This window comes from Streptomyces tateyamensis, from assembly GCF_003205575.1.
GTDB lineage: Bacteria > Actinomycetota > Actinomycetes > Streptomycetales > Streptomycetaceae > Kitasatospora > Kitasatospora tateyamensis.
The window spans coordinates 35,737-58,261 of record NZ_PYBW01000025.1 but is presented as its reverse complement, the minus strand read 5'-3'; the positions used below and the strand labels follow the sequence as shown (position 1 = coordinate 58,261).

Genomic DNA, 22,525 nt, shown 5'->3' with positions numbered 1-22,525 from the left:
CCGAGGTCCCCCGGATGGCAGCATGGGAGGTCAGAGGATCAGTCGAGCACCGCCGTGAGGAGAGCCAGCCGTGAGTGTCGCGCCGGCCGAGATCGAACGCCCCGAGGCCGAGAGCCTTCCGGTGGCGGAGCCGGACACTCCGTGGGTGACCATCGTGCACAACGATCCGGTCAATCTCATGAGTTACGTCCTCTACGTGTTCCAGGCCTACTTCGGCTACCCGAAGGAGAAGGCCCGCAAGCTGATGATGGACGTGCACACCCGCGGCCGGGCGGTGGTCTCCAGCGGCACCCGTGAGGAGATGGAGCGGGACGTCCAGGCGATGCACGGCTACGGCCTGTGGGCCACCCTGCAGCACGACTGAGCTGCACCCGCGCCGCCGCGGCAACGGGTCGCGGCGCGCCTGACCGATCGACAGACACGCGAACCGGGACGGTTGTCAGAACTATGGCTGGGTTGTTCGAGCGGACCGGCGACGGCGGTGCGGCGATCGCGCTGGAGGAGGTCGAGGCGGCGATCCTGCGCTCGCTGGAGGTCCAGATGCTGGAGCTGATCGGCCCCGGCCCGGGCGGTGAGAGCGCGGACCCGCTGGCCGCGCTGTTCGCCGAGGGCCCGACCGAGGCGCCCAGCGACCCGGCGCTGGCCAGGCTCTTCCCGGATGCCTACGGCGAGCCCGGGCAGCCGGTGGACGCGCAGACCAAGGCCTTCGCCGGTGAGTTCCGCCGCTACACCGAACTCGACCTGCGGGCCAGGAAGCGCGAGGACGCGCTCGCGGTGGTGCGCGCGCTGGACACCCTGGGCGGCGGGCCCGGCGTGCTGCGGCCGGGGGTCGAGGAGTGCCCGCGCTGGCTCGGCGCGCTCAACGACCTGCGGCTGACCCTGGGCGCCCGACTGGACGTCACCGAGGAGGACGAGCAGGGCCTTTACGACCTGCCGGACTCCGACGAGCGCAAGCCGCTGGTGATGGCCTACCTGTGGCTTGGCGCGATGCAGGAGTCGCTGCTGGAGGCGATGACCGGCTGACGGACGGCTGGGCCGGGCGGTGGGTGCCGGCGCCTATCCTGGCCGCATGCTGACCATCTCCCGAGAGCTGCACGACGCGATCGTCGCCCACGCCCGCGCCGACCACCCGGACGAGGCCTGCGGGATCGTCGCCGGCCCGGCCGGCACCGACCGCCCCGAGCGCTTCGTGCCGATGCTCAACGCGGCCCGCTCGCCCACCTTCTACGAGTTCGACTCGGCCGACCTGCTCAAGCTCTACCGCGACCTGGACGACCGGGACGAGGAGCCGGTGGTCGTCTACCACTCGCACACCGCGACCGAGGCCTACCCCTCGCGCACCGACGTGAGCTACGCCTCCGAGCCGAACGCGCACTACGTGCTGGTCTCCACCGCCGAGGGCAACGGCGCGGCGGACCCGTTCCAGTTCCGCTCGTTCCGCATCGTGGATGGTGTGATCACCGAGGAAGACGTGCAGGTGGTGGACGCCTGACCGGAGGGCCCGCCACCCCGGTGGCGGGCTCTCGCACTCCCGGTGGATCCCAGCATGCGACACGAAATCATCCGAGGCGCGAGATGGGCATGGAGGAACCGGGGCGGGAATCTATACGATGAGCCCATGCGTTCCGTCGATGTGAGCAATCAGGCCCCGGGCATCCGCCTCGTGGCGCGCCTGCACATCGACCTGTGCCGGCACGCCGCGGCGATCTGTCCCGACGCCTGAACCCGCCGACCCGTCCGGGTCGGCGAGTGCACCAGCGCCCACTGTGACGAGCACAGTTCCGCCGAGCACCTTCGTACCGCCAGTCCCCGCCGCGCCCTGCGGCCCACCACCACTGCCCAGGAGCACAGCCATGGCCACCGAGGTCCGCATCCCGACCATCCTCCGCAGCTACACCGACGGCGCCAAGGCCGTCGACGGCACCGGCGCCACCCTCGGGGAGCTCATCGCCGACCTCAACGTCCGCCACCCGGGCATCGCCGACCGCCTGCTGGACAACGGCGAGCTGCGCCGCTTCGTCAACGTGTACCTGAACGACGAGGACGTCCGCTTCCTCGAGGGCATCTCCACCGCCGTCGCCGACGGGGACAGCGTCACCATCCTGCCCGCCGTGGCCGGCGGCTCGCGCTGATGCGGTACGACTCCCCGCTGGAGGCGGTCGGCAACACCCCGTTGGTGCGGCTGCCCCGGCTCTCCGCCCAGGTCCCCGGCAACGAGGACGGGCTGGTCACGCTCTGGGCCAAGCTGGAGGACCGCAACCCGACCGGCTCGATCAAGGACCGCCCCGCGCTGCACATGATCGAGCGGGCCGAGGCGGACGGCCGGCTCACCCCCGGCTGCACCGTGCTGGAGCCCACCAGCGGCAACACCGGCATCTCGCTGGCCATGGCGGCCAAGCTCAAGGGCTACCGGATGGTCTGCGTGATGCCGGAGAACACCAGCGAGGAGCGGCGCGAGCTGCTGCGGATGTGGGGCGCGCAGATCATCCCCTCGCCGGCCGCCGGCGGCTCCAACACCGCGGTGCGGGTGGCCAAGGAACTGGCCGCCGAGCACCCGGACTGGGTGATGCTCTACCAGTACGGCAACCCGGACAACGCGGGTGCGCACTACGCCGGCACCGGCCCCGAGATCCTCGCCGACCTGCCCACCGTGACCCACTTCGTGGCGGGCCTGGGCACCACCGGCACCCTGATGGGGGTCGGCCGGTTCCTGCGCGAGAAGGTGCCGGGCGTGCAGATCGTGGCGGCCGAGCCGCGCTACGACGACCTGGTCTACGGCCTGCGCAACCTGGACGAGGGTTTCGTGCCCGAGCTGTACGACGCCGAGGTGCTCACCACCCGGTTCAGCGTCGGCTCCGCCGACTCGGTCCGGCGCACCCGCGAACTCCTCGCCGAGGAGGGCATCTTCGCGGGCGTGTCGACCGGCGCCATCCTGCACGCGGCGATCGGCGTCGGCCGCCGCGCGGCCAAGGCCGGCGAGCGGGCCGACATCGTCTTCGTGGTGCCGGACGCCGGGTGGAAGTACCTGTCCACCGGCATCTACACCGCGGACAGCACCGAGGCGGCGGTCGAGCTGCTGCAGGGTCAGCTCTGGGCCTGACCCCGCCTCAGCCCCCTCAGTCCCGGGCCCGCACCGCTCGTTCGGTGCGGGCCCAGGTGTCGGCGTCCACCGGGCCGACGCGGCGGCGGAAGGAGCCCAGCGCCACCTCGCGCAGCTCGTCGGTCTCCAGCCAGCTGGTGCGCCCCTCGTGGTCGCCGACCGTGCCCGGTGGCAGCGCCAGCACCCCGGGGCGCTCGGCGTGGTGCTTGCTGGTGATCTTGACGACGGTGGCGGTGCGGCCGTGCACCTTCAGCACCAGGCAGGGCCGGTCCTTGCTGCCCGGGCCGTCCTCGAACGGGACCTCGGCCCACCAGATCTCCTGCGGCGCCGGCACCTTCCCGGTCGGCCTCGAGCGGGTGGGCCGCGGCGTGGGCGCCGGGGCCGACGACTGCTGGCGCCGCAGCGCGTAGTAGGCGAGCCCGCCCAGTACCAGGATGCCCAGCGCGGCGAAGGCCTCGGTCCAGAGATTCATGTGCTGACCGTACCGGTGTGACAGTCGAGGATTTATCCGTTCCAGGCTGCCGGTTCGTCACGGAACCGCCACGGTGCCCAGCGCGGGGCCGGCCCCGCCCCCTGCGCGGAAAGGCTGGTCGGGCAAGCCCCAGCCTGCAGCGACGGAGGTGGCCCATGAGCCAGCGCGGCACCGAAGCCTGGTCCTATCCGGAGATCGCCCGCCACATCGGGGTCAAGCCCGACACCGTGCGCACCTACCGCCGGCACGGGCTGCTGCCCGACCCCGACTTCGTCGACGCGGGCGGCCACCCGCGCTGGTACCCCGAGACCATCCGGGCCTGGGCCCGCAAGCGGCCCGGACACCGCTGAGGCGGCCCCGGCCCGTTCTGGTGATTCCAGCCACAGCCCGGCACGGGGACGGGGGCAAAGTGCCGCTCCGCCCTTACCCTCGAACCCGCGACCGCTGCCGCTACCCGCCGGTGTACCCGGCGGTAACCGGCGTGCGCGGGACCTGGATCCGGCGGAGGGGCTCGGGATGAAACTGACAGTGGTGGGGTGCTCCGGGAGCTTCCCGTCGCCCGAATCGCCCTGCTCCAGCTACCTGGTCGAGGCGGACGGCTACCGGCTGGTGCTCGACCTGGGCAACGGCGCGCTGGGCGCCCTGCAGAGCCACACCGGCCTCTACGACGTGGACGCGATCGCCCTCAGCCACCTGCACGCCGACCACTGCATCGACCTGTGTGCCTACTGGGTGGCCCGCAACTACCGGCAGGAGGGCTGCCCCGACCCGCTGCCGGTCTACGGCCCCGCCGACACCCCCGGCCGACTGGCCCGCGCCTACGACATGCCCGAGCGGCCCGGCATGACCGAGGTCTTCGACTTCCGCACGCTGCCCGCCGAGCCGTTCGCGCTCGGCCCGCTCACCGTGCGCGCGGTCCGGGTCAACCACCCGGTGGAGGCGTACGCGTTCCGGATCGAGCACCGGGGCAGCTCGCTGGTCTACTCCGGGGACACCGGGGAGAGCCCCGAACTGGTGGAGCTGGCCCGGGACACCGACCTGTTCCTCTGCGAGGCCGCGTACACCGACGGCAAGGAGACCTTCCGGTCCATCCACCTGAACGGCCGTGAGGCGGGCGAGCACGCCACCGCCGCCGGGGCCCGCCGCCTGGTGCTGACCCACATCCCGCCGTGGACCGACCCGCAGCGCAACCTGCGCGACGCCGAGGCGGCCTACACCGGGCCGGTGGAGCTGGCGAAGGCCGGTGCGGTGTACGAGGTGTGAGCCGACGTCGGCGCGGGGCCCGGTCCAGTCGGACCGGGCCCCGCGCCGAGGTTCGGGAGCGTCACGCCTTGGTGACGTCCTCGATCTCGTCCTCGTCCTCGCGACCGGGGGTCTTGAGGTTGAACTTGACGATGGCGAAGCGGAAGACGGTGTAGTAGACCGCGGCGAAGCACAGGCCGATCGGGATCACCAGCCACTGGTGGTGACCGTGGCTCCAGCCGAGGACCAGGTCGATCAGACCGGCCGAGAAGGTGAAGCCCAGGTGCACGCCCAGCGCCCAGGTGATCGCCATCGACAGCGCGGTCAGCAGCACGTGGGCCACGTACAGCACCGGGGCGATGAAGACGAAGGCGAACTCGATCGGCTCCGTGACCCCGGTGACGAAGGAGGTCAGTGCGAGCGACACCATCATGCCGGTGACGACCTTGCGGCGCTCCGGGCGGGCGGTGTGGGCGATCGCCAGCGCTGCGGCGGGCAGCGCGAACATCATGATCGGGAAGAAGCCGGACATGAACTGACCGGCCGTCGGGTCGCCGACGATGTAGCGGGCCAGGTCGCCGTGCACCACGGTGCCGTCGCCCTTGGTGAAGTCACCGGCCGAGAACCAGGCGTAGGAGTTCACGAACTGGTGCATGCCGATCGGCAGCAGCGCGCGGTTGGCCAGGCCGAAGGCGCCGGCACCCAGCGCACCCGCGCTGATCATGGTGTTGTTCAGGTGGCTGATGGCGTCGCCGACCGGTCCCCAGAACTCGCCGAAGAGCACGCCGAGCGCGGTGCCGACGAAGGCCATGATGATCGGGACCAGGCGGCGGCCGTTGAAGAAGCCGAGCCAGTCGACCAGCCTGGTGCGGTGGTAGCGCTGCCACAGCACGGCGGCCAGTAGACCGATCACGATGCCGCCCAGCACCCCGGGGTCCTGCGGCTTGCCGGCCGGGAGGGCGGCGGTGACGCTGCCCGCGACCGGGAAGGCGGTCAGCACGTTGTGGAAGACCAGGTAGCCGACCACCGCGGCCAGTGCCGTGGAACCGTCGGCCTTCTTGGCGAAGCCGATGGCGATACCGACTGCGAAGAGCAGCGGCAGGCCGAACTTGGTGTCCAGGACCGCGCCGCCGGCCGCGTTGAACACGGCGGCGACCTTGTCCCAGCCCAGGCCGTCCTTGCCGAAGACGTCGGGCTGGCCGAGCCGCAGCAGCAGCCCGGCCGCGGGCAGCACGGCGATCGGGAGCTGGAGGCTGCGGCCGATCTTCTGCAGGCCCTGGAAGAGGCCCGAGCCGAACTTCTTCGTCGGGCTGGGCGCCGCGGCGGGCGCCGGTGCCTGCGCAGTCGTACTCATGGGGGTGGTTCCTTACGGCATGGCGTGTCGGGCGGGGTGCGGGCCGGGGCCGATACGCGAACTGGTCTACACCACTAGTGGTGTAGACCAGTTTTGTAGCACGCCCCCGAGGGGAGTCGGAACCCCGGATAGCGGTGCAGGTGGGAAGCGCTATGAAATCGAAACCTTGTTGAGGATTAACGATCACTGCTACCCGCCGTGACCGAGCTCACCTTTGCCCGATCGCGCACGTACTGGCCCGTCCGCGCCGCCGTCACGGCCTGCGGCGAAGCGGTGGCGCAGCGCTGAGTCTGGCCAATCCCGGGGCGACACGCCAGGGGCCCGACGGCCTTTCGTGCAAGGTCGAAAGCCCCCGGAGCACGGGTCCGGGGGCCTACTGGCAGTTCGTCGGCGAAGTGGGCTTTTCAGTCCTTGGTGACGTCCACCACATCCTCCTCCGGCTCGCGTCCCGGAGTCGCCAGGTTGAATGCGGTGATCATGAATCTGAAGAGCGCGTAGTAGACCACCGCGAAGCACAGGCCGATCGGGATGATCAGCCAGGGTTTGGTGGCCAGGCTCCAGTTGATCATGTAGTCGATCAGGCCGGCCGAGAAGCTGAACCCGTCGTGCACCCCGAGCGCCCAGGTGATGCCCATCGAGGCACCGGTCAGCAGCGCGTGTGCCACGAACAGCAGCGGGGCCACGTAGAGGAAGGAGTACTCGATCGGCTCCGTCACGCCGGTGACGAAGCTGGTCAGCCCGACCGAGATCATCAGCCCGGTGATCTCCTTGCGCCGGTGCGGCTTGGCGCAGTGCGCGATCGCCATCGCGGCGGCCGGCAGGGCGAACATCATGATCGGGAAGAAGCCCGAGAGGAACTGGCCCGCGGTCGGGTCGCCGTGCAGGAAGCGCGGGATGTCGCCGGTCCAGGTCTGGCCCGAGGCGTCCTTGTAGGTGCCGTACTGGAACCACATGAAGGTGTTCAGGAACTGGTGCATGCCGATCACCAGCAGCGCGCGGTTGGCCACGCCGAAGATCGCCGAGCCCAGCGCGTCGAGCCCGGAGAGCCAGTCGCTGAAGTGCACCAGGCCGCGCCCGATCGGCGGCCAGACCCACAGGCAGAGCACCGCGAAGACGATCGCCACGAAGGCCATGATCATCGGCACCAGGCGGCGGCCGTTGAAGAAGCCCAGCCAGTCCGGCAGCTTGGTGCGGTGGAACCTGACCCAGAACCAGGCGCTCATCAGACCCATCACGATGCCGCCGAAGACACCGGGGTTCTGGTAGCTGGGCGGAGTGGTCGCCGGCTTGATCGGGAACTGGTGCATGATGTTGAAGTAGACGAGGAAGCCCGTCACCGCCGCCAGCGCGGTCGATCCGTCCGCCTTCTTCGCCATCCCGATCGCCACGCCGATGCAGAACAGCAGCGGCAGGCCGAGCGAGGGGTCCAGCAGCGCGCCGCCCGCGCCCGCGAGCACCTTGGCCACGTTCGGCCAGTCGGCGATCTTCCCCGTCGGACCGAAGATGTCCGGCTGGCCCAGGCGGTTGAGGATGCCGGCCGCGGGCAGCACCGCCACCGGCAGCTGCAGCGAGCGGCCCATCTTCTGCAGGCCGCCGTAGAAGGACTGCCACCACGGTTTCGGGGGCACCGCCGCGCTTGTTGAGCTCATCCTCGTCCTTCCCCGCGGGCTGACGGATCGCGAGCGGGCGGCCCGGAGACAACGGCCGCAGGTCCGCACGTTTTGGGAAGTACGCCCAGATTGGTGTAGACCAGTTGAAGGTGCAGCCGTACCGCCTGGATCCGAGCCCCGCTCACCGTCATCCTGGGAGGAAGATCCACCCGGCGCGCGCGGTACTGGGCCGAACGGGCGCCGACATGGCGCACCGTCCGGAACCGGGTGATGCTGGGCACGCGGGCGCACGGCGCGCGCGGGCCTGACGGCCCGTCAGGGCCGCACCGCCCCACGGCAAGAGCAGGACGGCCCCCGGCAAGGCAGCCAGGAGCCGATACAGAGGGAGAAAGACCATGGCCAGCAAGGCTGAGAAGATCGTCGCCGGTCTCGGCGGTATCGACAACATCGAAGAGGTCGAGGGCTGCATCACCCGCCTGCGCACCGAGGTCAAGGACCCCTCCCTCATCGACGAGGCCGCGCTCAAGGCCGCCGGCGCGCACGGCGTCGTCAAGATGGGCACCGCGATCCAGGTCGTCATCGGCACCGACGCCGACCCGATCGCCGCCGACATCGAGGACATGATGTAGTCCGCGCAGCCACGCCCCCGAGGGCCCGTCAGCTCCCCGCCGACCGGCCCTCGGACTGTGTCCGGCCCACGCGGACCCACTACGCTCGGGCACATGTCACGCATCGACGGCCGCACCCCCGACCAGCTCCGCCCGATCACCATCGAACGCGACTGGAGCAAGCACGCCGAAGGCTCCGTCCTGGTCTCCTACGGCGACACCAAGGTGCTCTGCACCGCCAGTGTCACCGAAGGCGTCCCGCGCTGGCGCAAGGGCAGCGGCGAAGGCTGGGTCACCGCCGAGTACGCCATGCTGCCGCGCGCCACCAACACCCGCGGCGACCGCGAGTCCGTCCGCGGCAAGATCGGCGGCCGCACCCACGAGATCAGCCGGCTCATCGGCCGCTCGCTGCGCGCCGTCGTCGACCACCGCGCGCTCGCCGAGAACACCATCGTGCTCGACTGCGACGTGCTCCAAGCCGACGGCGGCACCCGCACCGCCGCCATCACCGGCTCCTACGTCGCCCTGGTCGACGCCATCAGCTGGGCCCGCGAGAAGAAGCTGCTGCGCGCCAAGGGCCAGCCGATCACCGGCGGCGTCAGCGCGGTCAGCGTCGGCATCATCGACGGCGTCCCGATGCTCGACCTGCGCTACGAGGAGGACGTGCGCGCCGAGACCGACATGAACATCGTCTGCACCTCCGACGGCCGCTTCGTGGAGGTCCAGGGCACCGCCGAAGGCGCCCCCTTCGACCGCGACCTGCTCAACCAGCTGCTCGACCTCGGCAGCCTGGGCTGCGCCCAGCTCGACGAGATCCAGCGCAAGGCGCTGGAGGCCTGAGCGCGATGAGCCGCCTGATCCTCGCCACCCGCAACCAGCACAAGGTCGCCGAACTGCGCGCCATCCTCGGCGAAGCCGGGCTCGACCTCGAACTCGTCGGGGCCGACGCCTATCCCGAGATCCCCGACGTCCCCGAGACCGGGGTCACCTTCGCCGAGAACGCCCTGCTCAAGGCGCACGCGCTGGCCCGCGCCACCGGGCTGCCGGCCGTCGCGGACGACTCGGGCCTGTGCGTGGACGTACTGGGCGGTGCGCCGGGCATCTTCTCCGCCCGCTGGGCCGGCAAGCACGGCGACGACCGGGCGAACCTGGAGCTGCTGCTGGCCCAGCTCGGCGACATCGCCGACCCGCACCGGGGTGCCCACTTCGCCTGCGCGGCGGCGCTGGCCCTGCCGGACGGCACCGAGCGGGTGGCGGAGGGGCGCCTGCTGGGGACGCTGCGGACGGCCCCGGCGGGAGAGGGCGGGTTCGGCTACGACCCGATCCTGCAGCCGCTCGGGGAGACGCGGACGTGTGCGGAGCTGTCGGCGGAGGAGAAGAACGCGATCAGCCACCGGGGGAAGGCGTTCCGGGCGCTGGCGGTGGTGGTGGGGGAGTTGGTGGGGTAGCGGAGCGGCGAAGGCCGGGCCACCCAACGCAGCCCGGCCCTTCGAATTGAAGCCACTTCTCTGTGCGGCCTGAGGGATTCGAACCCTCACGGGGTCTCCCCCGATGGCTCCTAAGGCCATTGTGTCTGCCATTCCACCAAGGCCGCTCGCACTGAGGGCTCATGCTACTTGCCCGGTCGGTGTGCTCGCACCTGCGTTAACCGCCCGGGAAGTGCGGGCTGGGCTTGGACACGTCGGCTCCCCCTCGCCGGAGGTAACGAGCGAGGTGTGGCATGAGTAACGGGTCGTCAGATGAGCGGGTGATGAGAATCACGCCAGTTCCGGGCGTGCCCATTGACATGGCATTGGTCCAGACCTATTGACCCATGTGGTCCAGACCACATACGGTCAACGCCAACCTGCGCCGCGGCAGGGGGCGGTGACCCCCGGTCAGGTGCGGGTGTCATCGAGTTCCCCCACACGCGCGCGCTTCCCACAGGTGCGTGCACGACACTCTCTCCTGGAGGACCGAGTGTTGATCCGAAACGAGGCGGCGCAGCGTCCCACCGCCGGTGGCCGTCGTGGCAGTGGCAGGCGGGTGGCGTTCGTGGCCGCCGCGGCTGCCGGGTTGGCCGGGCTGCTGCTCGGGACACTGGGGCTGGCGCCCTCGCAGGCGGCCGCGGCCGTGGACAACCAGGCGTGCCGGCCGGACGGGATGTACACCACGCCGGGCGTGAACGTGCCGTACTGCCAGGTGTACGACTCCAGCGGCCGCGAGATGATGGGCGCGGACCACCAGCGCCGGGTGATCGGCTACTTCACCGGCTGGCGGACCGGCAAGGACGGGACCCCGGCCTACCTGGTGAACAACGTCCCCTGGGACAAGGTCACCCACCTCAACTACGCCTTCGCGCACGTGGCCGGCGACAACACCATCTCGGTGGGCACCGACGGTCCGAACAACGCCGCGACCGGGATGACCTTCCCGGGTGTCGCGGGTGCGGAGATGGACCCGACGGTTCCGTACCAGGGCCACTTCAACCTGCTGACCAAGTTCAAGAAGCAGTACCCGAACGTCAAGACCATGATCTCGGTCGGCGGTTGGGCCGAGACCGGCGGCTACTTCGACGACTCGGGCAACCGGCAGGCGTCGGGCGGCTTCTACTCGATGACGGTCAACGCGGACGGCAGCGTCAACCAGGCCGGCATCAACACCTTCGCCGACTCGGCGGTCAAGTTCGTCGAGAAGTACGGTTTCAACGGCGTGGACCTCGACTACGAGTACCCCACCTCGATGAACAACGCGGGCAACCCGCTCGACTGGACCACGGCGAACGCCAAGCGCGCCTCGCTGATGAAGGGGTACGCGGCGCTGCTGCAGACCGTGCGGCAGAAGCTGGACACCGCGAGCGCGGCGGACGGCAAGTACTACCTGCTCTCGGTCGCGGCCCCGTCCTCGGGCTACCTGCTGCGCGGCATGGAGACCTTCCAGGTGACGAAGTACCTGGACTACGTCAACATCATGTCCTACGACCTGCACGGTGCCTGGAACCAGTACGTGGGCCCGAACGCCTCGCTGTACGACGACGGGAACGACGCCGAGCTGAAGTCGGCCAACGTCTACGGCACCTCGCAGTACGGCGGCATCGGCTACCTGAACGGCGACTGGGCGTACCACTACTTCCGCGGGTCGATGCCGGCCGGCCGGATCAACCTGGGACTGCCGTACTACACCCGCGGGTTCAAGAACGTGCAGGGCGGCACCAGCGGCCTGTGGGGCACCTCGTCGACCGCCAACTGTCCGGCGGGGTCGGGGCTGACCACCTGTGGTGACGGTGCCGTGGGCATCGACAACCTGTGGCACGACCTGGACACCAACGGCAAGGAGGCCCCGGCGGGCTCCAACCCGATGTGGCACGCGATGAACCTGCAGAACGGGATCCTGCCGGACTACCTGGCGAAGTACGGGCTGACCGACACCTCGCTGACGGGCAGCTACGCCCACAACTACAGCTCCTCGCTGGTGGCGCCGTGGCTGTGGAACTCGGCCAAGAACGTGTTCCTGTCCACCGAGGACGAGCAGTCGGTCAACGCCAAGGCGGACTACCTGGTCAACGAGGGCGCCGGCGGCGCGATGATCTGGGAGCTGGCGGGCGACTACAAGTTCGACCCGACCGCCAACGGCGGCAAGGGCGAGTACGTGGCGGGCTCGACGCTCACCACCGACCTGTACAACAAGTTCAAGTCGGCCTCGCCGTACGGGGCGACCCGGGCGACCGTCGCGATGCCGAGCCAGACCCTGCCGATCGACGTGTCGTTCACCAACTTCGCGCTGGGGGACAACAACTACCCGATCAACCCGAAGATCCACCTCGTGAACAACTCGACGGTGACGCTGCCGGGCGGCACCGAGTTCCAGTTCGACTACTCGAACTCGGCGCCGAACAACGCCCACGACCAGTCGGGCTTCAACTCCTCGGTGGTCAGGGCCGACAACCCGGGGCCGGGGAACGTGGGCGGCCTGAAGGGCACCTACAACCGGATGTCGCTGAAGCTGCCGAGCTGGCAGTCGCTGGCGCCGGGGGCCTCGGTGGACGTGGACTTCGTCTACTACCTGCCGGTCTCCACGCCGTCCAACTGGACGGTGAACGTGGGCGGGACGCTGTACGGGATCACGGGTGACCTGGCGCGCGGCACCACGAGCGGCGGCAGCTCCACGCCGACCCCCACCCCGACGCCTACTCCCACCCCGACGCCTACTCCCACCCCCACGCCGACCCCGACGCCTACTCCCACGCCGACCCCCACCCCCACCCCCACCCCCACGCCTTCGCCGAGCGGCGGCGCGTGCACGGGTGCGCCGAGCTGGGACGCCGGCGCGACCTACGCGACGGCCGGGACCAAGGTCGGCTGGAAGGGCCACTACTACAGCAACAAGTGGTGGACCAAGGGCGACGACCCCACGGCGAGCGGTGCCTGGGGAGTGTGGAACGACCTCGGGGCCTGCTGAGCCGCTGACGCGGTCGACGGCACGCTGAGGTAGCGCACGGCGGTGGCGGTGCACCCGGTCGGGGGGTGCACCGCCACCGCTTTGCCCATGCTTGACATGTCACACTGCTCGTACACCGGTACATAAAGTGACAGTCGCCCGCACGAGTACACGATCAGACAACGGTTGCGTTGCGACCTGTGCGGATGTGTGCGAAACCTCTTGACGCTCCCGGGACCACAGGGGTGTCATATGGGACATCACGTTGGAACCTGTTCGGTTCTGATGAATTGTGGTCCACCCACCGCGCTAGGAGCCCCACCCATGACCACTGTGCGCAATCGTCGCCGCACTGCTGCGGCCCTCGGGCTGCTCGTCGCCCTCGGCCTGACGGCCTGTTCCACCGGCCAGGAGTCGTCGAACTCCGGCACCAGTGCCGCGCCGGTGAGCGGCAAGGTCTCCATCACGTACCTGCAGAAGCAGGGTGACCAGGAGTACTTCATCGGCGAGGCCGCCGGTGCGAAGGCGAAGGCCGCGCAGCTGGGTGTGGACCTGAAGGTGGTCAACCTGGGCAACGACGCGAACCAGACGATCAGTGACGTGCAGTCGGCGATCGCGCAGAAGTCGAACGGTCTGATCATCGTGGTGCCGGATCCGGCGGTGGGTCCGCAGGTGGTGCAGACGGCGAAGGACGCGGGTGTGCCGCTGCTGACCTCGGACGACCAGATCTGCACCACCGGCCCGGCGCCGGCTTCGTGCGACAAGAGTGCGCTGGTGCCGCGGATCGGCTTCTCGGGGCAGCAGATGGGCCAGCAGGTCGGTCAGCGGGCGGGCGAGGAGTTCAAGAAGGCCGGCTGGAGTGCGGCCGACACCCGTACGATCTCCGCCTGGAAGCAGGACGTGACGGTCTGCGGTGACCGGGTGAAGGCCGCCAAGGACGCGTTCGGCACGGCCTCGGGCGCGCAGGTGCAGAACATCGACGTGGCGACGGACAACACGCCGACCGGTGCGCAGGACAAGATCGCGGCGACGCTGACCGCGAACCCGGGTGTGAAGCACTGGGTGATCTGGGGCTGCAACGACGAGAACGTGCAGGGCGGCATCACGGCGACCGAGAACGCGGGCATCAGTGCCGACAACGTGATCGGTGTCGGCCTGGGTGCGTACCTGGCGTGCAAGGACTGGGGCAGCGGCAAGCCGTCGGGGATGAAGGCGGCGCTGTTCATCAACGGCAGTGACGTGGGCGCGCTGGCCGTGCAGACGATGTACGACAAGCTGAAGAACAGCAAGGCTTTCCCGCAGGAGGCGTTCGCCCCCACCACGATGGTGGACCCGACCTCCTGGCAGTCCGCCGGCGTCAAGTGCAGCTGACATGACGTCGGGTAAGGCAGACATGACGAGCAGCAGCGGGGCGGGAGTCCGCGGGGTCGGCAAGCGGTTCGGCGAGGTCCGGGCGCTCAGCGACGTCACCCTGGACTTCCCGGCCGGCCAGGTGACCGCCCTGATGGGTGAGAACGGCGCCGGCAAGTCCACCCTGCTGAAGATCCTCACGGGCGATCACCAGCCCACCGAGGGAACCGTGCTGCTGGACGGGTCCGAGCTGGCGCTGCAGTCGCCGGCCCGGGCCCGGGCGGCCGGCATCCGGATCATTCCGCAGGAGCCGGAGATCATCCCGCACGTCTCGGTCGCCGAGAACGTGTACGCCGGCGCCCTGCCCCGCAAGGCGGGGCGCCGGCTGGACCGGGCCGAGCTGCGCCGCCGGATCCAGGCGGACCTGGAGCGGCTCGGCTTCTCCCGGGTGCTGGATCCGGACCTGCTGGGTTCCGAGCTGACCCCGGCCCAGCGCCAGTTGGTGGAGATCCTGCGGGCGCTGACGGGTGAGGCGAAGGTGATCGCCTTCGACGAGCCGACCAGTTCGCTGTCCGAGCACGAGGTGGACGCGCTGTTCGCACTCATCCGCCGGCTGCGCGAGCAGGGCGTGGCGGTCATCTACGTCTCGCACCGGATGAAGGAGATCTTCCAGCTCGCGGACCGGATCGCGGTGCTGCGCGACGGAGCCCTGGCGGGGGTGCTGGACGCGGCCCAGGCCAGTGAGGGCGACCTGGTGCGGCTGATGGTCGGGCGCGACCTGTCGGACATGTTCGTCCGGCAGAACGTGTCGACCGACCGGGTGGTGCTGGATGTCCGGGAGCTGACCACCGACAAGGTCAGTGACATCACGCTGCAGGTGCGGGCCGGCGAGGTGGTCGGCCTGGCCGGGCTGATCGGGGCCGGGCGCTCCGAGTTGGCGCTGGCGCTGGCCGGCGACCTGCCGGTGCACAGCGGCACGGTGACCCTGGACGGCAAGAAGCTGCGGTCGGGCCGGCCGGGCGAGGTGATCCGGGCGGGCCTGGGCCTGGCTCCGGAGGAGCGCAAGGCGCAGGCGCTGTTCCTGCAGCGCTCGATCCGGGACAACATCGCTCTGGTGGTGCTGGAGCGGCTGCGCCGCTCCCGGTTCGTCAAGCGGGCCGCGGAGAAGGAACTGGCACAGGAGTACGTGCGGCGGCTGCGGGTGCGCACCCCCTCGATCGAGCACGAGGTGCGCAAGCTGTCCGGTGGCAACCAGCAGAAGGTGGTGCTGGCCCGCTGGCTGGCCCGCAGGCCCAAGGTGCTGATCCTGGACGAGCCGACCCGCGGTATCGACGTGGGTGCCAAGGCGGAGATCTACCAGATCATCGCCGACCTGGCGAAGGAGGGCGTGGCCCTGCTGGTGATCTCCTCCGAGCTGCCCGAGGTGCTCGGTCTGGCCGACCGGGTCGTGGTGATGCAGAACGGCCGGATCACCGGGGAGTTGGACCGGTCCGAGGCGACCGAGGAGCGGATCCTTTCGCTCGCGATGGCCGACGACCTCAGCGAGGAAAATAGGAGTGCGGCATGACCGCGGACACGCAGGTTCCCGAGACCAAGAGCGCCCCCGTGGCCGCCGCCAAGAACGGCCGCAGCCTGCTGGCCCAGGTCGGCGGGCAGAACATCAGCCTGATCGCCGCCTTGGTGGTCGTGCTGGTCCTGTTCGGCTCGCTCAACGACAACTACCTGAGCTGGAACAACGTCCAGGTGATCGCCGAGGCGGTGACCATCACCGGCCTGCTGGCCGTGGTCCAGACCGTGGTGATCATCTGCGGCGGGCTGGACATCTCGGTCGGCTCGCAGGCGGGCCTGGCCTCGGTGGTCAGCGCGATGGCCTTCACCTCGGCGGGCAAGAACCCGCTGGTGGGCATGGCCGCGGCGATCGGCGTCGGGGTGGTGGTCGGTGTCCTGAACGGCGTGATCATCGTCTACGGGCGGGTCAACGCCACCATCGCCACCCTGGCCGGCCTCGCCGCCTACAAGGGTGTGGCCCAGCTGATCTCCAACGGTGCGGCCCAGGGCTACGTGCTCAACGACAGCATCTTCATCTTCCTCAGCCGCGGCAAGATCGCGGGCCTGCCGGTGATGGTGTGGATCCTGATCGCGGTGGCGCTGGCGGTGCACGTGATGCTCAAGTACACCGACATCGGCCGCAACATCTACGCGATCGGCGGCAACGACACCGCCGCCCGCCTGGCCGGCATCAGCATCAACAAGTACCTGATCTCGGTCTACGGCCTGATCGGCGTGGTGGCGGCGGTGGCCGGCATCCTGCTGACCGCCCGTACCGGTTCGGGCCAGCCGGTCTCCGGCAGTGAGGGCCTGGAGCTCAAGGCGATCACCGCGGCCGCGCTCGGCGGCTGCGCGCTCAAGGGCGGCAAGGGCGGCATCGGCGGCACCCTGCTGGCCGTCGCGCTGCTCGGTGCGCTGGAGAACGGGTTGACCGTGCAGGGCATCAACTCGTTCTGGCAGAACGTGGCCCAGGGTTCGCTGCTGGTCGTCGCTGTGGTGATCCAGCAGCGGCGCAGCGGTGAGCGGGCAGTGGGGTTGCCCGGCTGACGGCCCGTCCGTCGGCACGGGCCACGAACGCGGCGGCCGCAGCTCCTGTGTGGGGGAGCTGTGGCCGCCGCACCGTGCGTGCTCAGGCCTCGATCTTGAGGTCCCGCAGCAGCTTGGCGACGTGCCCGGTGGCCTTGACGTTGTACAGCGCGCGCTCGACCTTGCCCTGCTCGTCCACGATCACGGTGGAGCGGATCACGCCGGTCACCGTCTTGCCGTACATGGTCTTCTCGCCGAAGGCGCCGTAGGCGGTCAGCACCTCGCGCTCGGGGTCGGAGAGCAGGGTGACCTCGAGGTGCTCGGCCTCGCGGAACTTGCCGAGCTTCTCCGGCTTGTCCGGCGAGATGCCGATCACGTCGTACCCGGCGCCGGCCAGCACCGCCAGGTTGTCGGTGAAGTCGCAGGCCTGCTTGGTGCAGCCCGGCGTCAGGGCGGACGGGTAGAAGTACACGATCACCTTGCGGCCCAGGTGCTCGGCCAGCGAGACCTGCTTCCCGTCGGCGTCGGACAGCGAGAAGGCGGGGGCGGTGTCCCCCGCCTGGAGGCGCTCACTCACGTTCGGTTCTCTCCTCGTACGGGACTGCTGGTCGTGCCTGACAGCTGGTCGTGCCCGGAATCAAACCTACCCCTGTTGGTGGGTGGGACTGCGCGCGCCGGCGGGGGAGCTGACAGACTGGGCGTCAGCAGACCGTGACGTCAGTTGAGTGAGGTGGCCCGGGTGGGCAAGGGGAAGACCAACGACAGCCCGCGGGACGACGCGGGACGCACCACCGCCGAGATCGAGGCGAACATCGAGCGGACCCGGTCGCAGCTGGCCGACACCCTGGACGAGCTGGCGATGCGGGTGCACCCGAGCACGGTGGCCGCGCAGACCAAGGCCAAGGTGGTCGGGGCGGTGGAGGAGAAGCTCGGCCGGCTGTACGTGGGTGCGAGCCGCGGGGTCGAGCAGGTCAAGGCGCAGTTCGTGGACGACGAGGGCAAGCCCCGTCCGGAGCGGATCGTGCCGGCGGTGCTGGTCGGCGGCGGCGTGCTGCTGCTGCTCGCCTCGGCCCGCAAGCGGCGGCGCGGCTGAGCCCGGTCGGCCGGGGCGGGCCCGCGGCACGGTGGCGGGCGGCGCCAGGTACGGTCTGGACGTGAGCGTGAACGACGACGAGAAGTTGAGCCAGCAGCAGCCGGAGCACGGCCGGCACGACCGCCTGGGCGAGAAGCTGCCCATCCGGATGCTGCACGACCGCGTCCTGGTCCGCCTCGAAGGGGGCGAGGGCGAGCGCCGCTCCACCGGCGGAATCCTGATCCCGGCCACCGCGGAGATCTCCAAGAGGTGCACCTGGGCCGAGGCGGTCGCGGTCGGCCAGAGCGTGCGGTCGGTGGAGCCCGGTGACCGGGTGCTGTACGACCCCGAGGACAAGCTGGAGGTCGAGGTGCGCGGCGCGACCTACGTGCTGCTGCGCGAGCGGGACCTCCATGCGGTGGCGGCCGAACGGCTGAAGGACGCGGACGGGTCGACCGGGCTGTACCTGTAGGCGCCGGTGGGCGCGCAGCTGTCGGCGAGCGGGGACCCCGGTGGGGCCCCGCTCGCGTGGTGCCGGGGGTGGCGCGAGGTTTTTCCGGGAAATCTCGTCGAGGATGTCGAAGGCGGGCGGCCGGCTTCGACCTACCCGTGAGAGCGCCCCGCGGCGGGGTGCCCAGGGACCGAGGAGCAGGACCATGAAGTACATGCTGCTGATGCAGTTCAGTGCCCAGAACGTGGACTTCCCGAAGCTGGACGAGTGGCAGCCGCAGGAGATCCAGGCGCACATCCGGTTCATGAAGGAGACCAACGCCGAGTTGGCGGCGGCCGGCGAGCTGGTGGACGCGCAGGGGCTGGCGATGCCGGAGCAGGCGCGGATCGTGCGCTCGCACAGCGGGGGTGCGCCGGTGGTGACCGAGGGCCCGTTCCCGGAGAGCAAGGAGTGGGTGGCCGGCTGGTGGATCGTGGACTGCGAGACGGAGCAGCGGGCGATCGAGATCGCGGCCGCCGTGTCCGCGGCCCCCGGCCCGGGCGGGCGCCCGCTGAACATGCCGATCGAGGTGCGGCAGGTGATGGCGGCGCCGCCGAGCGAGCTGTGACGCGGACTCCGTGACGCGAACTCCGGACGACGACCTGCTGCGCGAGCTGGCGCCGCAGGTCGTCGGCGTGCTCACCCGGCGGTACGGGGACTTCGCGGCGGCCGAGGACGCGGTGCAGGAGGCGCTGCTGGCGGCCGCGACGCAGTGGCCGGTGGACGGCCGGCCGGCCAACCCGCGCGGGTGGCTGGTGCAGGTGGCGAGCCGTCGGCTGGTCGAGCAGGTGCGCAGCGAGCAGGCCCGGCGCCGGCGCGAGGAACTGGTGGCCGAGCAGGTCCCGGTGGACCGCCGGGCGGCGCCGGGGGCGGACCTGGCCGAGGAGGGGGACGACACCCTCACGCTGCTCTTCCTGTGCTGCCATCCGGTGCTGACGCCGGCTTCGGCGATCGCGCTGACGCTGCGTTCGGTGGGCGGGCTGAGCACGGGGGAGATCGCCCGTGCGTTCCTGGTGCCGGAGTCGACGATGGGTCAGCGGATCAGCCGGGCCAAGCAGCGGATCAAGGCCTCGGGCGTGCCGTTCCAAATGCCGGCGCGGCAGGAGTGGCCGGCCCGGTTGGACGCGGTGCTGCACGTGCTCTACCTGGTCTTCAACGAGGGGTACGCCAGCAGCGAGGGCAGTGAGCTGCGCCGGGTGGAGCTGTCCCGGGAGGCGATCCGGCTGACCCGGGCGGTGCACGGGCTGCTGCCCGCGGACCCGGAGGTGGCCGGGCTGCTGGCGCTGATGCTGCTGACCGAGGCGCGCGGGCCGGCCAGGACCGGAGCGGACGGCGAGCTGGTGCCGCTGGCCGCGCAGGACCGGGGCCGGTGGGACCGGGCGATGATCGAGGAGGGGGTCGCGCTGGTGACGGCGGCGCTGCCGCGCGGGCCGGTGGGGCCGTACCAGGTGCAGGCGGCGATCGCGGCGGTGCACGACGAGGCGGCGACGGCCGGGGAGACGGACTGGCCGCAGATCCTGGCGCTGTACGGGGTGTTGGCGCAGTTGTCGGACAACCCGCTGATCCTGCTGGAGCAGGCGGTGGCCACGGCGATGGTGCGGGGCCCGGCGGCGGGACTGGCACTGCTCGCCGCCCCGCCGCCCGAGCTGGCGGCCCACCACCGGTACTTCGCGGTCCGGGCCTACCTGCACGAGCTGGCGGGCGAACGGGATGCCGCGGTGGCCGACTACCGCACCGCGGCCCGCCGCACCGCCAGCCTGCCCGAGCAGCAGCACCTGACCCTGCGTGCGGCCCGACTGGCGGTGGCGGACACGCCGTAGGGCCGTCACGGGCTCACGCGTTCGGCGCAGTCGCGGTGGCCCGGCTGGGCTGTTCGGCTCACTGTGAGGAGCGGGACGGATTCACTCCGTGAGTCTTCGTCAGTGTCCCAACAGTCAAGCCCTGAACAGGAGAAGTACCCTCATGCGTGCCCTCTGGACGGCTGTCGCGCTCGGCGCGGCTCTGAGCCTCACGTCGGTCGCCACCGCGACCGCCGCCGTCCCGCTTCGTGAACTCGACGGGCCCCGGGTGGCCCAGGTGGTGCCCGCGGTGCCGCCGGCGCCGGACCTGGGCGGCCTGCCCGGGGTCTCGGGCCTGGCGGGCCTGGCCGGCCTGGCCGGTGCGGCGAAGGGCGGACCGGCGGTCACCCCGCCGACCGTGCCCGCGCTGCCCACCGGGGCCGCTCCGGACACCGGGTCGCTGCTCAAGCTGCTGAGCGACCTGCTGTCGACCATCACCAACCTGCTCTCCAGCCTCGGCCTGCCGGTGACGCTGCCCAGCCTGCCCTCGCTGCCCGCCACCCCGTCGCTGCCGAGCACGCCCGCACTGCCGAGCACGCCCGCGTTGCCGAGCACGCCCGCCGGCTGACGGGTATTCGGCTGCGGCGCCGGGCCCCGCCCCGCTACCGTGGACTGACACAAGCTCATAGACCGCCGACCAGCCCCGATCGACGAGGACCCCCCAGGTCCCGCAGATCGGGGCTCGTCGGCGCGCGGGCGCGTGCGCAGGGGCGGTGGTCGCTCCTGTGAAATGTCGACAAGGAGACATTCCATGAGGCAGGCGGTCGGGCTCTACCTGACCATCGCGCGCGGCGCGTTCCGCCGCTACTCCACCTACCGGATGGCCACCTTCTCCGGGGCGGTCACCAACTCCGTCTTCGCGGTCATCCTCGCCGCCACCTTCCTCGCGCTGTGGCGGGCCCGCCCCGGGCTCGGCGGGTACGACGCGCGGGCGGCGGTCACCTACATCTGGGTCAGCCAGGCGCTGCTGGTCTCCGTCGCGGCCTGGGGCGGCGGCTTCCAGGACGAGCTGCAGACCCGGTTCCGCAGCGGCGACATCGCGGTCGACCTGTACCGCCCGGTCGACTTCCAGGGCTGGTGGCTGGCCACCGACCTGGGCCGGGCCGGCTTCCAACTGCTGGTGCGCGGCGGCGTCCCGCTGGCCGTCGGCGCGCTGTGGTTCGGCGCCCGGCTGCCGCGCTCGCCGCTGACCTGGCCGCTGTTCCTGCTCTCCGCGCTGCTCGCCGTGGTGGTCAGCTTCGGGGTGCGCTTCCTGGTCTCGCTCAGCGGCTTCTGGCTGCACGACGCCGAGGGCCTGCGCGCCCTGACCGGGGTCGCCTCGATGTTCCTGTCCGGGATGCTGCTGCCGCTGACCCTGTTCCCGGCCGGAGCCGGCGCGGTCGCCCGCGCGCTGCCCTGGGCCGCGATCGTCCAACTGCCCTGCGACGTCTTCCTGGAGCGGCGCCACGGCCTGGCGGTCCTGGGCGAGCTCGGCTTCCAGCTCGGCTGGGCCCTGGTCCTGTTCGGGCTCGGCCGGGTGGGCCTGCGGCTGGCCACCCGCAAGGTGGTGGTGCAGGGTGGCTGAGCTGCGCTGGGCGGTGACCTCCTGGCGGCTGGCCGCCGCGATGTGGATGCGGGCCGCCACCGCCTACCGGACCTCCTTCGTCCTGCTCGCCGCGGCCAGCCTGCTGGTCTGCTCGCTGGACTTCGTAGTGCTGCTGCTGATGTTCCACCACACCGACCGGCTCGGCGGCTGGCGGCTGCCCGAGATCGGCCTGCTCTACGGCACCGCCGGCATCGCCATCGGCGTGGCCGACTTCCTGCTCGGGACGGTGGACGGCCTGGGCGAACGGATTCGCACCGGCGCCCTGGACACCCTGCTGCTGCGCCCGGCCCCGGCCCTGTCGATGGTCTGCGCCGAGCGGTTCACGCTGCGCCGGCTCGCCCGCCCGGCCCAGGCCACCGCGGTGCTGCTGTGGGCGCTGCACGCCCTGGACCTGCACTGGAGCTGGGACAAGGTACTGCTGCTGGCGATGATGCTGGTCTGCGGGCCGGTGATCTTCGGCGCGCTCTTCGTCGGGCTGTCCAGCGTGCAGTTCTTCTGGGGCGAGGCGCGCGAGCTGCAGAACTCGGCCACCTACGGCGGCGCCACCCTGCTGCAGTACCCGCCCGATGTCTTCGCCCGCGACCTGCTGCTCGGCGTCACCTTCGGGGTGCCGCTGGCCTTCGTCAACTGGCTGCCGACCCTGCAGATCCTGGGGCGCCCCGATCCGCTCGGCCTGCCCGTCGTCTGCCGGTTCGCCGCCCCGCTGGTGGCCGCGGCCGCCGCCGGCGCGGCCGGCCTGGCCTGGCGGGCCGGCCTGCGCGCCTACCGCAGCACCGGCAGCTGATCCCGTACTCCCCACCCAGCAGAGGAGAAC

Annotated in this window: 26 protein-coding genes and 1 tRNA gene; 22 read left to right on the top strand and 5 right to left on the bottom strand. The window is 70.9% G+C overall.

The genetic code is table 11. The features are described from left to right. Positions 1-70 precede the first annotated feature (70 nt). The 6 genes from clpS to C7C46_RS07845 all read left to right on the top strand — a co-directional run bounded on the left by clpS (position 71) and on the right by C7C46_RS07845 (position 3,100). On the top strand, positions 71-364 hold the full coding sequence (clpS, locus tag C7C46_RS07865) for an ATP-dependent Clp protease adapter ClpS (protein ID WP_035848862.1): 294 nt from the start codon (positions 71-73) through the stop codon (positions 362-364). Between the two features lie 83 nt (positions 365-447). Further along, positions 448-1,023, top strand: a complete 576-nt coding sequence (locus C7C46_RS07860) for a DUF2017 domain-containing protein (RefSeq protein ID WP_110667159.1) — start codon at positions 448-450, stop codon at positions 1,021-1,023. Between the two features lie 46 nt (positions 1,024-1,069). Then, positions 1,070-1,492: a M67 family metallopeptidase gene (locus C7C46_RS07855; protein WP_110667157.1), complete on the top strand. Its 423-nt coding sequence runs from the start codon at positions 1,070-1,072 to the stop codon at positions 1,490-1,492. A gap of 126 nt (positions 1,493-1,618) precedes the next feature. Continuing rightward, positions 1,619-1,723, top strand: coding sequence for a putative leader peptide (locus tag C7C46_RS37530; RefSeq protein ID WP_324606693.1), 105 nt, complete (start codon positions 1,619-1,621; stop codon positions 1,721-1,723). A gap of 130 nt (positions 1,724-1,853) precedes the next feature. Continuing rightward, positions 1,854-2,132 (top strand): MoaD/ThiS family protein, encoded by a 279-nt coding sequence (locus C7C46_RS07850; protein ID WP_110667155.1) that lies wholly within the window; start codon positions 1,854-1,856, stop codon positions 2,130-2,132. Further along, positions 2,132-3,100 (top strand): PLP-dependent cysteine synthase family protein, encoded by a 969-nt coding sequence (locus tag C7C46_RS07845; protein ID WP_110667153.1) that lies wholly within the window; start codon positions 2,132-2,134, stop codon positions 3,098-3,100. Before C7C46_RS07850 ends, C7C46_RS07845 begins: the two co-directional genes overlap by 1 nt. Positions 3,101-3,116: 16 nt before the next feature. Here C7C46_RS07845 and C7C46_RS07840 read toward each other — a convergent pair whose 3' ends face one another. Next, positions 3,117-3,572: a type II toxin-antitoxin system PemK/MazF family toxin gene (locus C7C46_RS07840; RefSeq protein ID WP_110667151.1), complete on the bottom strand. Its 456-nt coding sequence runs from the start codon at positions 3,570-3,572 to the stop codon at positions 3,117-3,119. Between the two features lie 155 nt (positions 3,573-3,727). Here C7C46_RS07840 and C7C46_RS07835 point away from each other — a divergent pair, with 155 nt between their 5' ends. Further along, the gene (locus C7C46_RS07835) at positions 3,728-3,922 is read left to right on the top strand and encodes a MerR family transcriptional regulator (RefSeq protein WP_110667149.1); all 195 of its coding nucleotides are present in this window, start codon (positions 3,728-3,730) and stop codon (positions 3,920-3,922) included. A 166-nt stretch (positions 3,923-4,088) separates the two neighbouring features. Next, complete coding sequence (locus C7C46_RS07830) at positions 4,089-4,835, top strand: MBL fold metallo-hydrolase (RefSeq protein WP_110667147.1); 747 nt, start codon at positions 4,089-4,091, stop codon at positions 4,833-4,835. 61 nt (positions 4,836-4,896) lie between these two features. On the opposite strand, the gene C7C46_RS07825 is transcribed toward C7C46_RS07830, so the two are convergent. Both C7C46_RS07825 and C7C46_RS07820 read right to left on the bottom strand, forming a co-directional pair. Next, the gene (locus C7C46_RS07825; protein WP_110667145.1) at positions 4,897-6,168 is read right to left on the bottom strand and encodes a PTS transporter subunit EIIC; all 1,272 of its coding nucleotides are present in this window, start codon (positions 6,166-6,168) and stop codon (positions 4,897-4,899) included. 404 nt (positions 6,169-6,572) lie between these two features. Continuing rightward, complete coding sequence (locus C7C46_RS07820) at positions 6,573-7,817, bottom strand: PTS transporter subunit EIIC (RefSeq protein ID WP_110667143.1); 1,245 nt, start codon at positions 7,815-7,817, stop codon at positions 6,573-6,575. A 356-nt stretch (positions 7,818-8,173) separates the two neighbouring features. Between C7C46_RS07820 and C7C46_RS07815 the strand changes: the two genes are divergently transcribed. The 3 genes from C7C46_RS07815 to rdgB all read left to right on the top strand — a co-directional run bounded on the left by C7C46_RS07815 (position 8,174) and on the right by rdgB (position 9,834). Then, on the top strand, positions 8,174-8,407 hold the full coding sequence (locus C7C46_RS07815) for a PTS sugar transporter subunit IIB (protein WP_035848895.1): 234 nt from the start codon (positions 8,174-8,176) through the stop codon (positions 8,405-8,407). 93 nt (positions 8,408-8,500) lie between these two features. Then, positions 8,501-9,226, top strand: a complete 726-nt coding sequence (rph, locus tag C7C46_RS07810; protein ID WP_110667141.1) for a ribonuclease PH — start codon at positions 8,501-8,503, stop codon at positions 9,224-9,226. Positions 9,227-9,231: 5 nt separating this feature from the next. Continuing rightward, positions 9,232-9,834: an RdgB/HAM1 family non-canonical purine NTP pyrophosphatase gene (gene rdgB / locus C7C46_RS07805; protein WP_110667139.1), complete on the top strand. Its 603-nt coding sequence runs from the start codon at positions 9,232-9,234 to the stop codon at positions 9,832-9,834. A gap of 63 nt (positions 9,835-9,897) precedes the next feature. Here rdgB and C7C46_RS07800 read toward each other — a convergent pair. Next, a tRNA-Leu gene (locus C7C46_RS07800) sits at positions 9,898-9,980 on the bottom strand. A 365-nt stretch (positions 9,981-10,345) separates the two neighbouring features. On the opposite strand from C7C46_RS07800, the gene C7C46_RS07795 reads away from it, so the two are divergent. The 4 genes from C7C46_RS07795 to C7C46_RS07780 all read left to right on the top strand — a co-directional run bounded on the left by C7C46_RS07795 (position 10,346) and on the right by C7C46_RS07780 (position 16,747). Continuing rightward, positions 10,346-12,823 carry a chitinase C-terminal domain-containing protein gene (locus tag C7C46_RS07795; protein ID WP_110667137.1) on the top strand — a complete coding sequence of 826 codons (2,478 nt, stop codon included), beginning with the start codon at positions 10,346-10,348 and terminating at the stop codon, positions 12,821-12,823. A 303-nt stretch (positions 12,824-13,126) separates the two neighbouring features. Further along, positions 13,127-14,173, top strand: a complete 1,047-nt coding sequence (locus tag C7C46_RS07790) for a substrate-binding domain-containing protein (RefSeq protein ID WP_110667135.1) — start codon at positions 13,127-13,129, stop codon at positions 14,171-14,173. A gap of 22 nt (positions 14,174-14,195) precedes the next feature. Next, the gene (locus tag C7C46_RS07785; protein WP_110667133.1) at positions 14,196-15,719 is read left to right on the top strand and encodes a sugar ABC transporter ATP-binding protein; all 1,524 of its coding nucleotides are present in this window, start codon (positions 14,196-14,198) and stop codon (positions 15,717-15,719) included. After that, positions 15,716-16,747, top strand: a complete 1,032-nt coding sequence (locus C7C46_RS07780) for an ABC transporter permease (RefSeq protein WP_110667132.1) — start codon at positions 15,716-15,718, stop codon at positions 16,745-16,747. The genes C7C46_RS07785 and C7C46_RS07780 overlap by 4 nt, the downstream gene beginning before the upstream one ends. 82 nt (positions 16,748-16,829) lie before the next feature. Here the strand turns inward: C7C46_RS07780 and bcp are convergent, their stop codons facing one another. Continuing rightward, positions 16,830-17,303 (bottom strand): thioredoxin-dependent thiol peroxidase, encoded by a 474-nt coding sequence (gene bcp, locus C7C46_RS07775; protein WP_110667130.1) that lies wholly within the window; start codon positions 17,301-17,303, stop codon positions 16,830-16,832. A gap of 162 nt (positions 17,304-17,465) precedes the next feature. Here bcp and C7C46_RS07770 point away from each other — a divergent pair, with 162 nt between their 5' ends. The 7 genes from C7C46_RS07770 (at position 17,466) to C7C46_RS07740 (ending at position 22,495) form a co-directional block, all read left to right on the top strand. Next, positions 17,466-17,819, top strand: coding sequence for a DUF3618 domain-containing protein (locus tag C7C46_RS07770; protein WP_110667128.1), 354 nt, complete (start codon positions 17,466-17,468; stop codon positions 17,817-17,819). 148 nt (positions 17,820-17,967) lie between these two features. After that, positions 17,968-18,270 carry a GroES family chaperonin gene (locus tag C7C46_RS07765; RefSeq protein ID WP_110667228.1) on the top strand — a complete coding sequence of 101 codons (303 nt, stop codon included), beginning with the start codon at positions 17,968-17,970 and terminating at the stop codon, positions 18,268-18,270. A gap of 184 nt (positions 18,271-18,454) precedes the next feature. Next, positions 18,455-18,856, top strand: coding sequence for a YciI family protein (locus C7C46_RS07760; RefSeq protein ID WP_110667126.1), 402 nt, complete (start codon positions 18,455-18,457; stop codon positions 18,854-18,856). 10 nt (positions 18,857-18,866) lie between these two features. Next, the gene (locus tag C7C46_RS07755) at positions 18,867-20,108 is read left to right on the top strand and encodes an RNA polymerase sigma factor (protein WP_110667124.1); all 1,242 of its coding nucleotides are present in this window, start codon (positions 18,867-18,869) and stop codon (positions 20,106-20,108) included. Between the two features lie 142 nt (positions 20,109-20,250). Beyond that, complete coding sequence (locus tag C7C46_RS07750; protein WP_110667122.1) at positions 20,251-20,694, top strand: hypothetical protein; 444 nt, start codon at positions 20,251-20,253, stop codon at positions 20,692-20,694. A 183-nt stretch (positions 20,695-20,877) separates the two neighbouring features. Further along, complete coding sequence (locus C7C46_RS07745; RefSeq protein WP_110667120.1) at positions 20,878-21,690, top strand: ABC transporter permease; 813 nt, start codon at positions 20,878-20,880, stop codon at positions 21,688-21,690. After that, on the top strand, positions 21,683-22,495 hold the full coding sequence (locus C7C46_RS07740; protein WP_342775382.1) for an ABC transporter permease: 813 nt from the start codon (positions 21,683-21,685) through the stop codon (positions 22,493-22,495). Before C7C46_RS07745 ends, C7C46_RS07740 begins: the two co-directional genes overlap by 8 nt. Positions 22,496-22,525 lie beyond the last annotated feature (30 nt).

Coding starts and splice junctions, on each gene's coding strand:
- C7C46_RS07860 (WP_110667159.1), top strand. CDS start 448: ATGGCTGGGTTGTTCGAGCGGACCGGCGACGGCGGTGCGGCGATCGCG.
- C7C46_RS07855 (WP_110667157.1), top strand. CDS start 1,070: ATGCTGACCATCTCCCGAGAGCTGCACGACGCGATCGTCGCCCACGCC.
- C7C46_RS37530 (WP_324606693.1), top strand. CDS start 1,619: ATGCGTTCCGTCGATGTGAGCAATCAGGCCCCGGGCATCCGCCTCGTG.
- C7C46_RS07850 (WP_110667155.1), top strand. CDS start 1,854: ATGGCCACCGAGGTCCGCATCCCGACCATCCTCCGCAGCTACACCGAC.
- C7C46_RS07845 (WP_110667153.1), top strand. CDS start 2,132: ATGCGGTACGACTCCCCGCTGGAGGCGGTCGGCAACACCCCGTTGGTG.
- C7C46_RS07840 (WP_110667151.1), bottom strand. CDS start 3,572: ATGAATCTCTGGACCGAGGCCTTCGCCGCGCTGGGCATCCTGGTACTG.
- C7C46_RS07835 (WP_110667149.1), top strand. CDS start 3,728: ATGAGCCAGCGCGGCACCGAAGCCTGGTCCTATCCGGAGATCGCCCGC.
- C7C46_RS07830 (WP_110667147.1), top strand. CDS start 4,089: ATGAAACTGACAGTGGTGGGGTGCTCCGGGAGCTTCCCGTCGCCCGAA.
- C7C46_RS07825 (WP_110667145.1), bottom strand. CDS start 6,168: ATGAGTACGACTGCGCAGGCACCGGCGCCCGCCGCGGCGCCCAGCCCG.
- C7C46_RS07820 (WP_110667143.1), bottom strand. CDS start 7,817: ATGAGCTCAACAAGCGCGGCGGTGCCCCCGAAACCGTGGTGGCAGTCC.
- C7C46_RS07815 (WP_035848895.1), top strand. CDS start 8,174: ATGGCCAGCAAGGCTGAGAAGATCGTCGCCGGTCTCGGCGGTATCGAC.
- rph (WP_110667141.1), top strand. CDS start 8,501: ATGTCACGCATCGACGGCCGCACCCCCGACCAGCTCCGCCCGATCACC.
- rdgB (WP_110667139.1), top strand. CDS start 9,232: ATGAGCCGCCTGATCCTCGCCACCCGCAACCAGCACAAGGTCGCCGAA.
- C7C46_RS07790 (WP_110667135.1), top strand. CDS start 13,127: ATGACCACTGTGCGCAATCGTCGCCGCACTGCTGCGGCCCTCGGGCTG.
- C7C46_RS07785 (WP_110667133.1), top strand. CDS start 14,196: ATGACGAGCAGCAGCGGGGCGGGAGTCCGCGGGGTCGGCAAGCGGTTC.
- C7C46_RS07780 (WP_110667132.1), top strand. CDS start 15,716: ATGACCGCGGACACGCAGGTTCCCGAGACCAAGAGCGCCCCCGTGGCC.
- C7C46_RS07765 (WP_110667228.1), top strand. CDS start 17,968: ATGCTGCACGACCGCGTCCTGGTCCGCCTCGAAGGGGGCGAGGGCGAG.
- C7C46_RS07760 (WP_110667126.1), top strand. CDS start 18,455: ATGAAGTACATGCTGCTGATGCAGTTCAGTGCCCAGAACGTGGACTTC.
- C7C46_RS07750 (WP_110667122.1), top strand. CDS start 20,251: ATGCGTGCCCTCTGGACGGCTGTCGCGCTCGGCGCGGCTCTGAGCCTC.
- C7C46_RS07745 (WP_110667120.1), top strand. CDS start 20,878: ATGAGGCAGGCGGTCGGGCTCTACCTGACCATCGCGCGCGGCGCGTTC.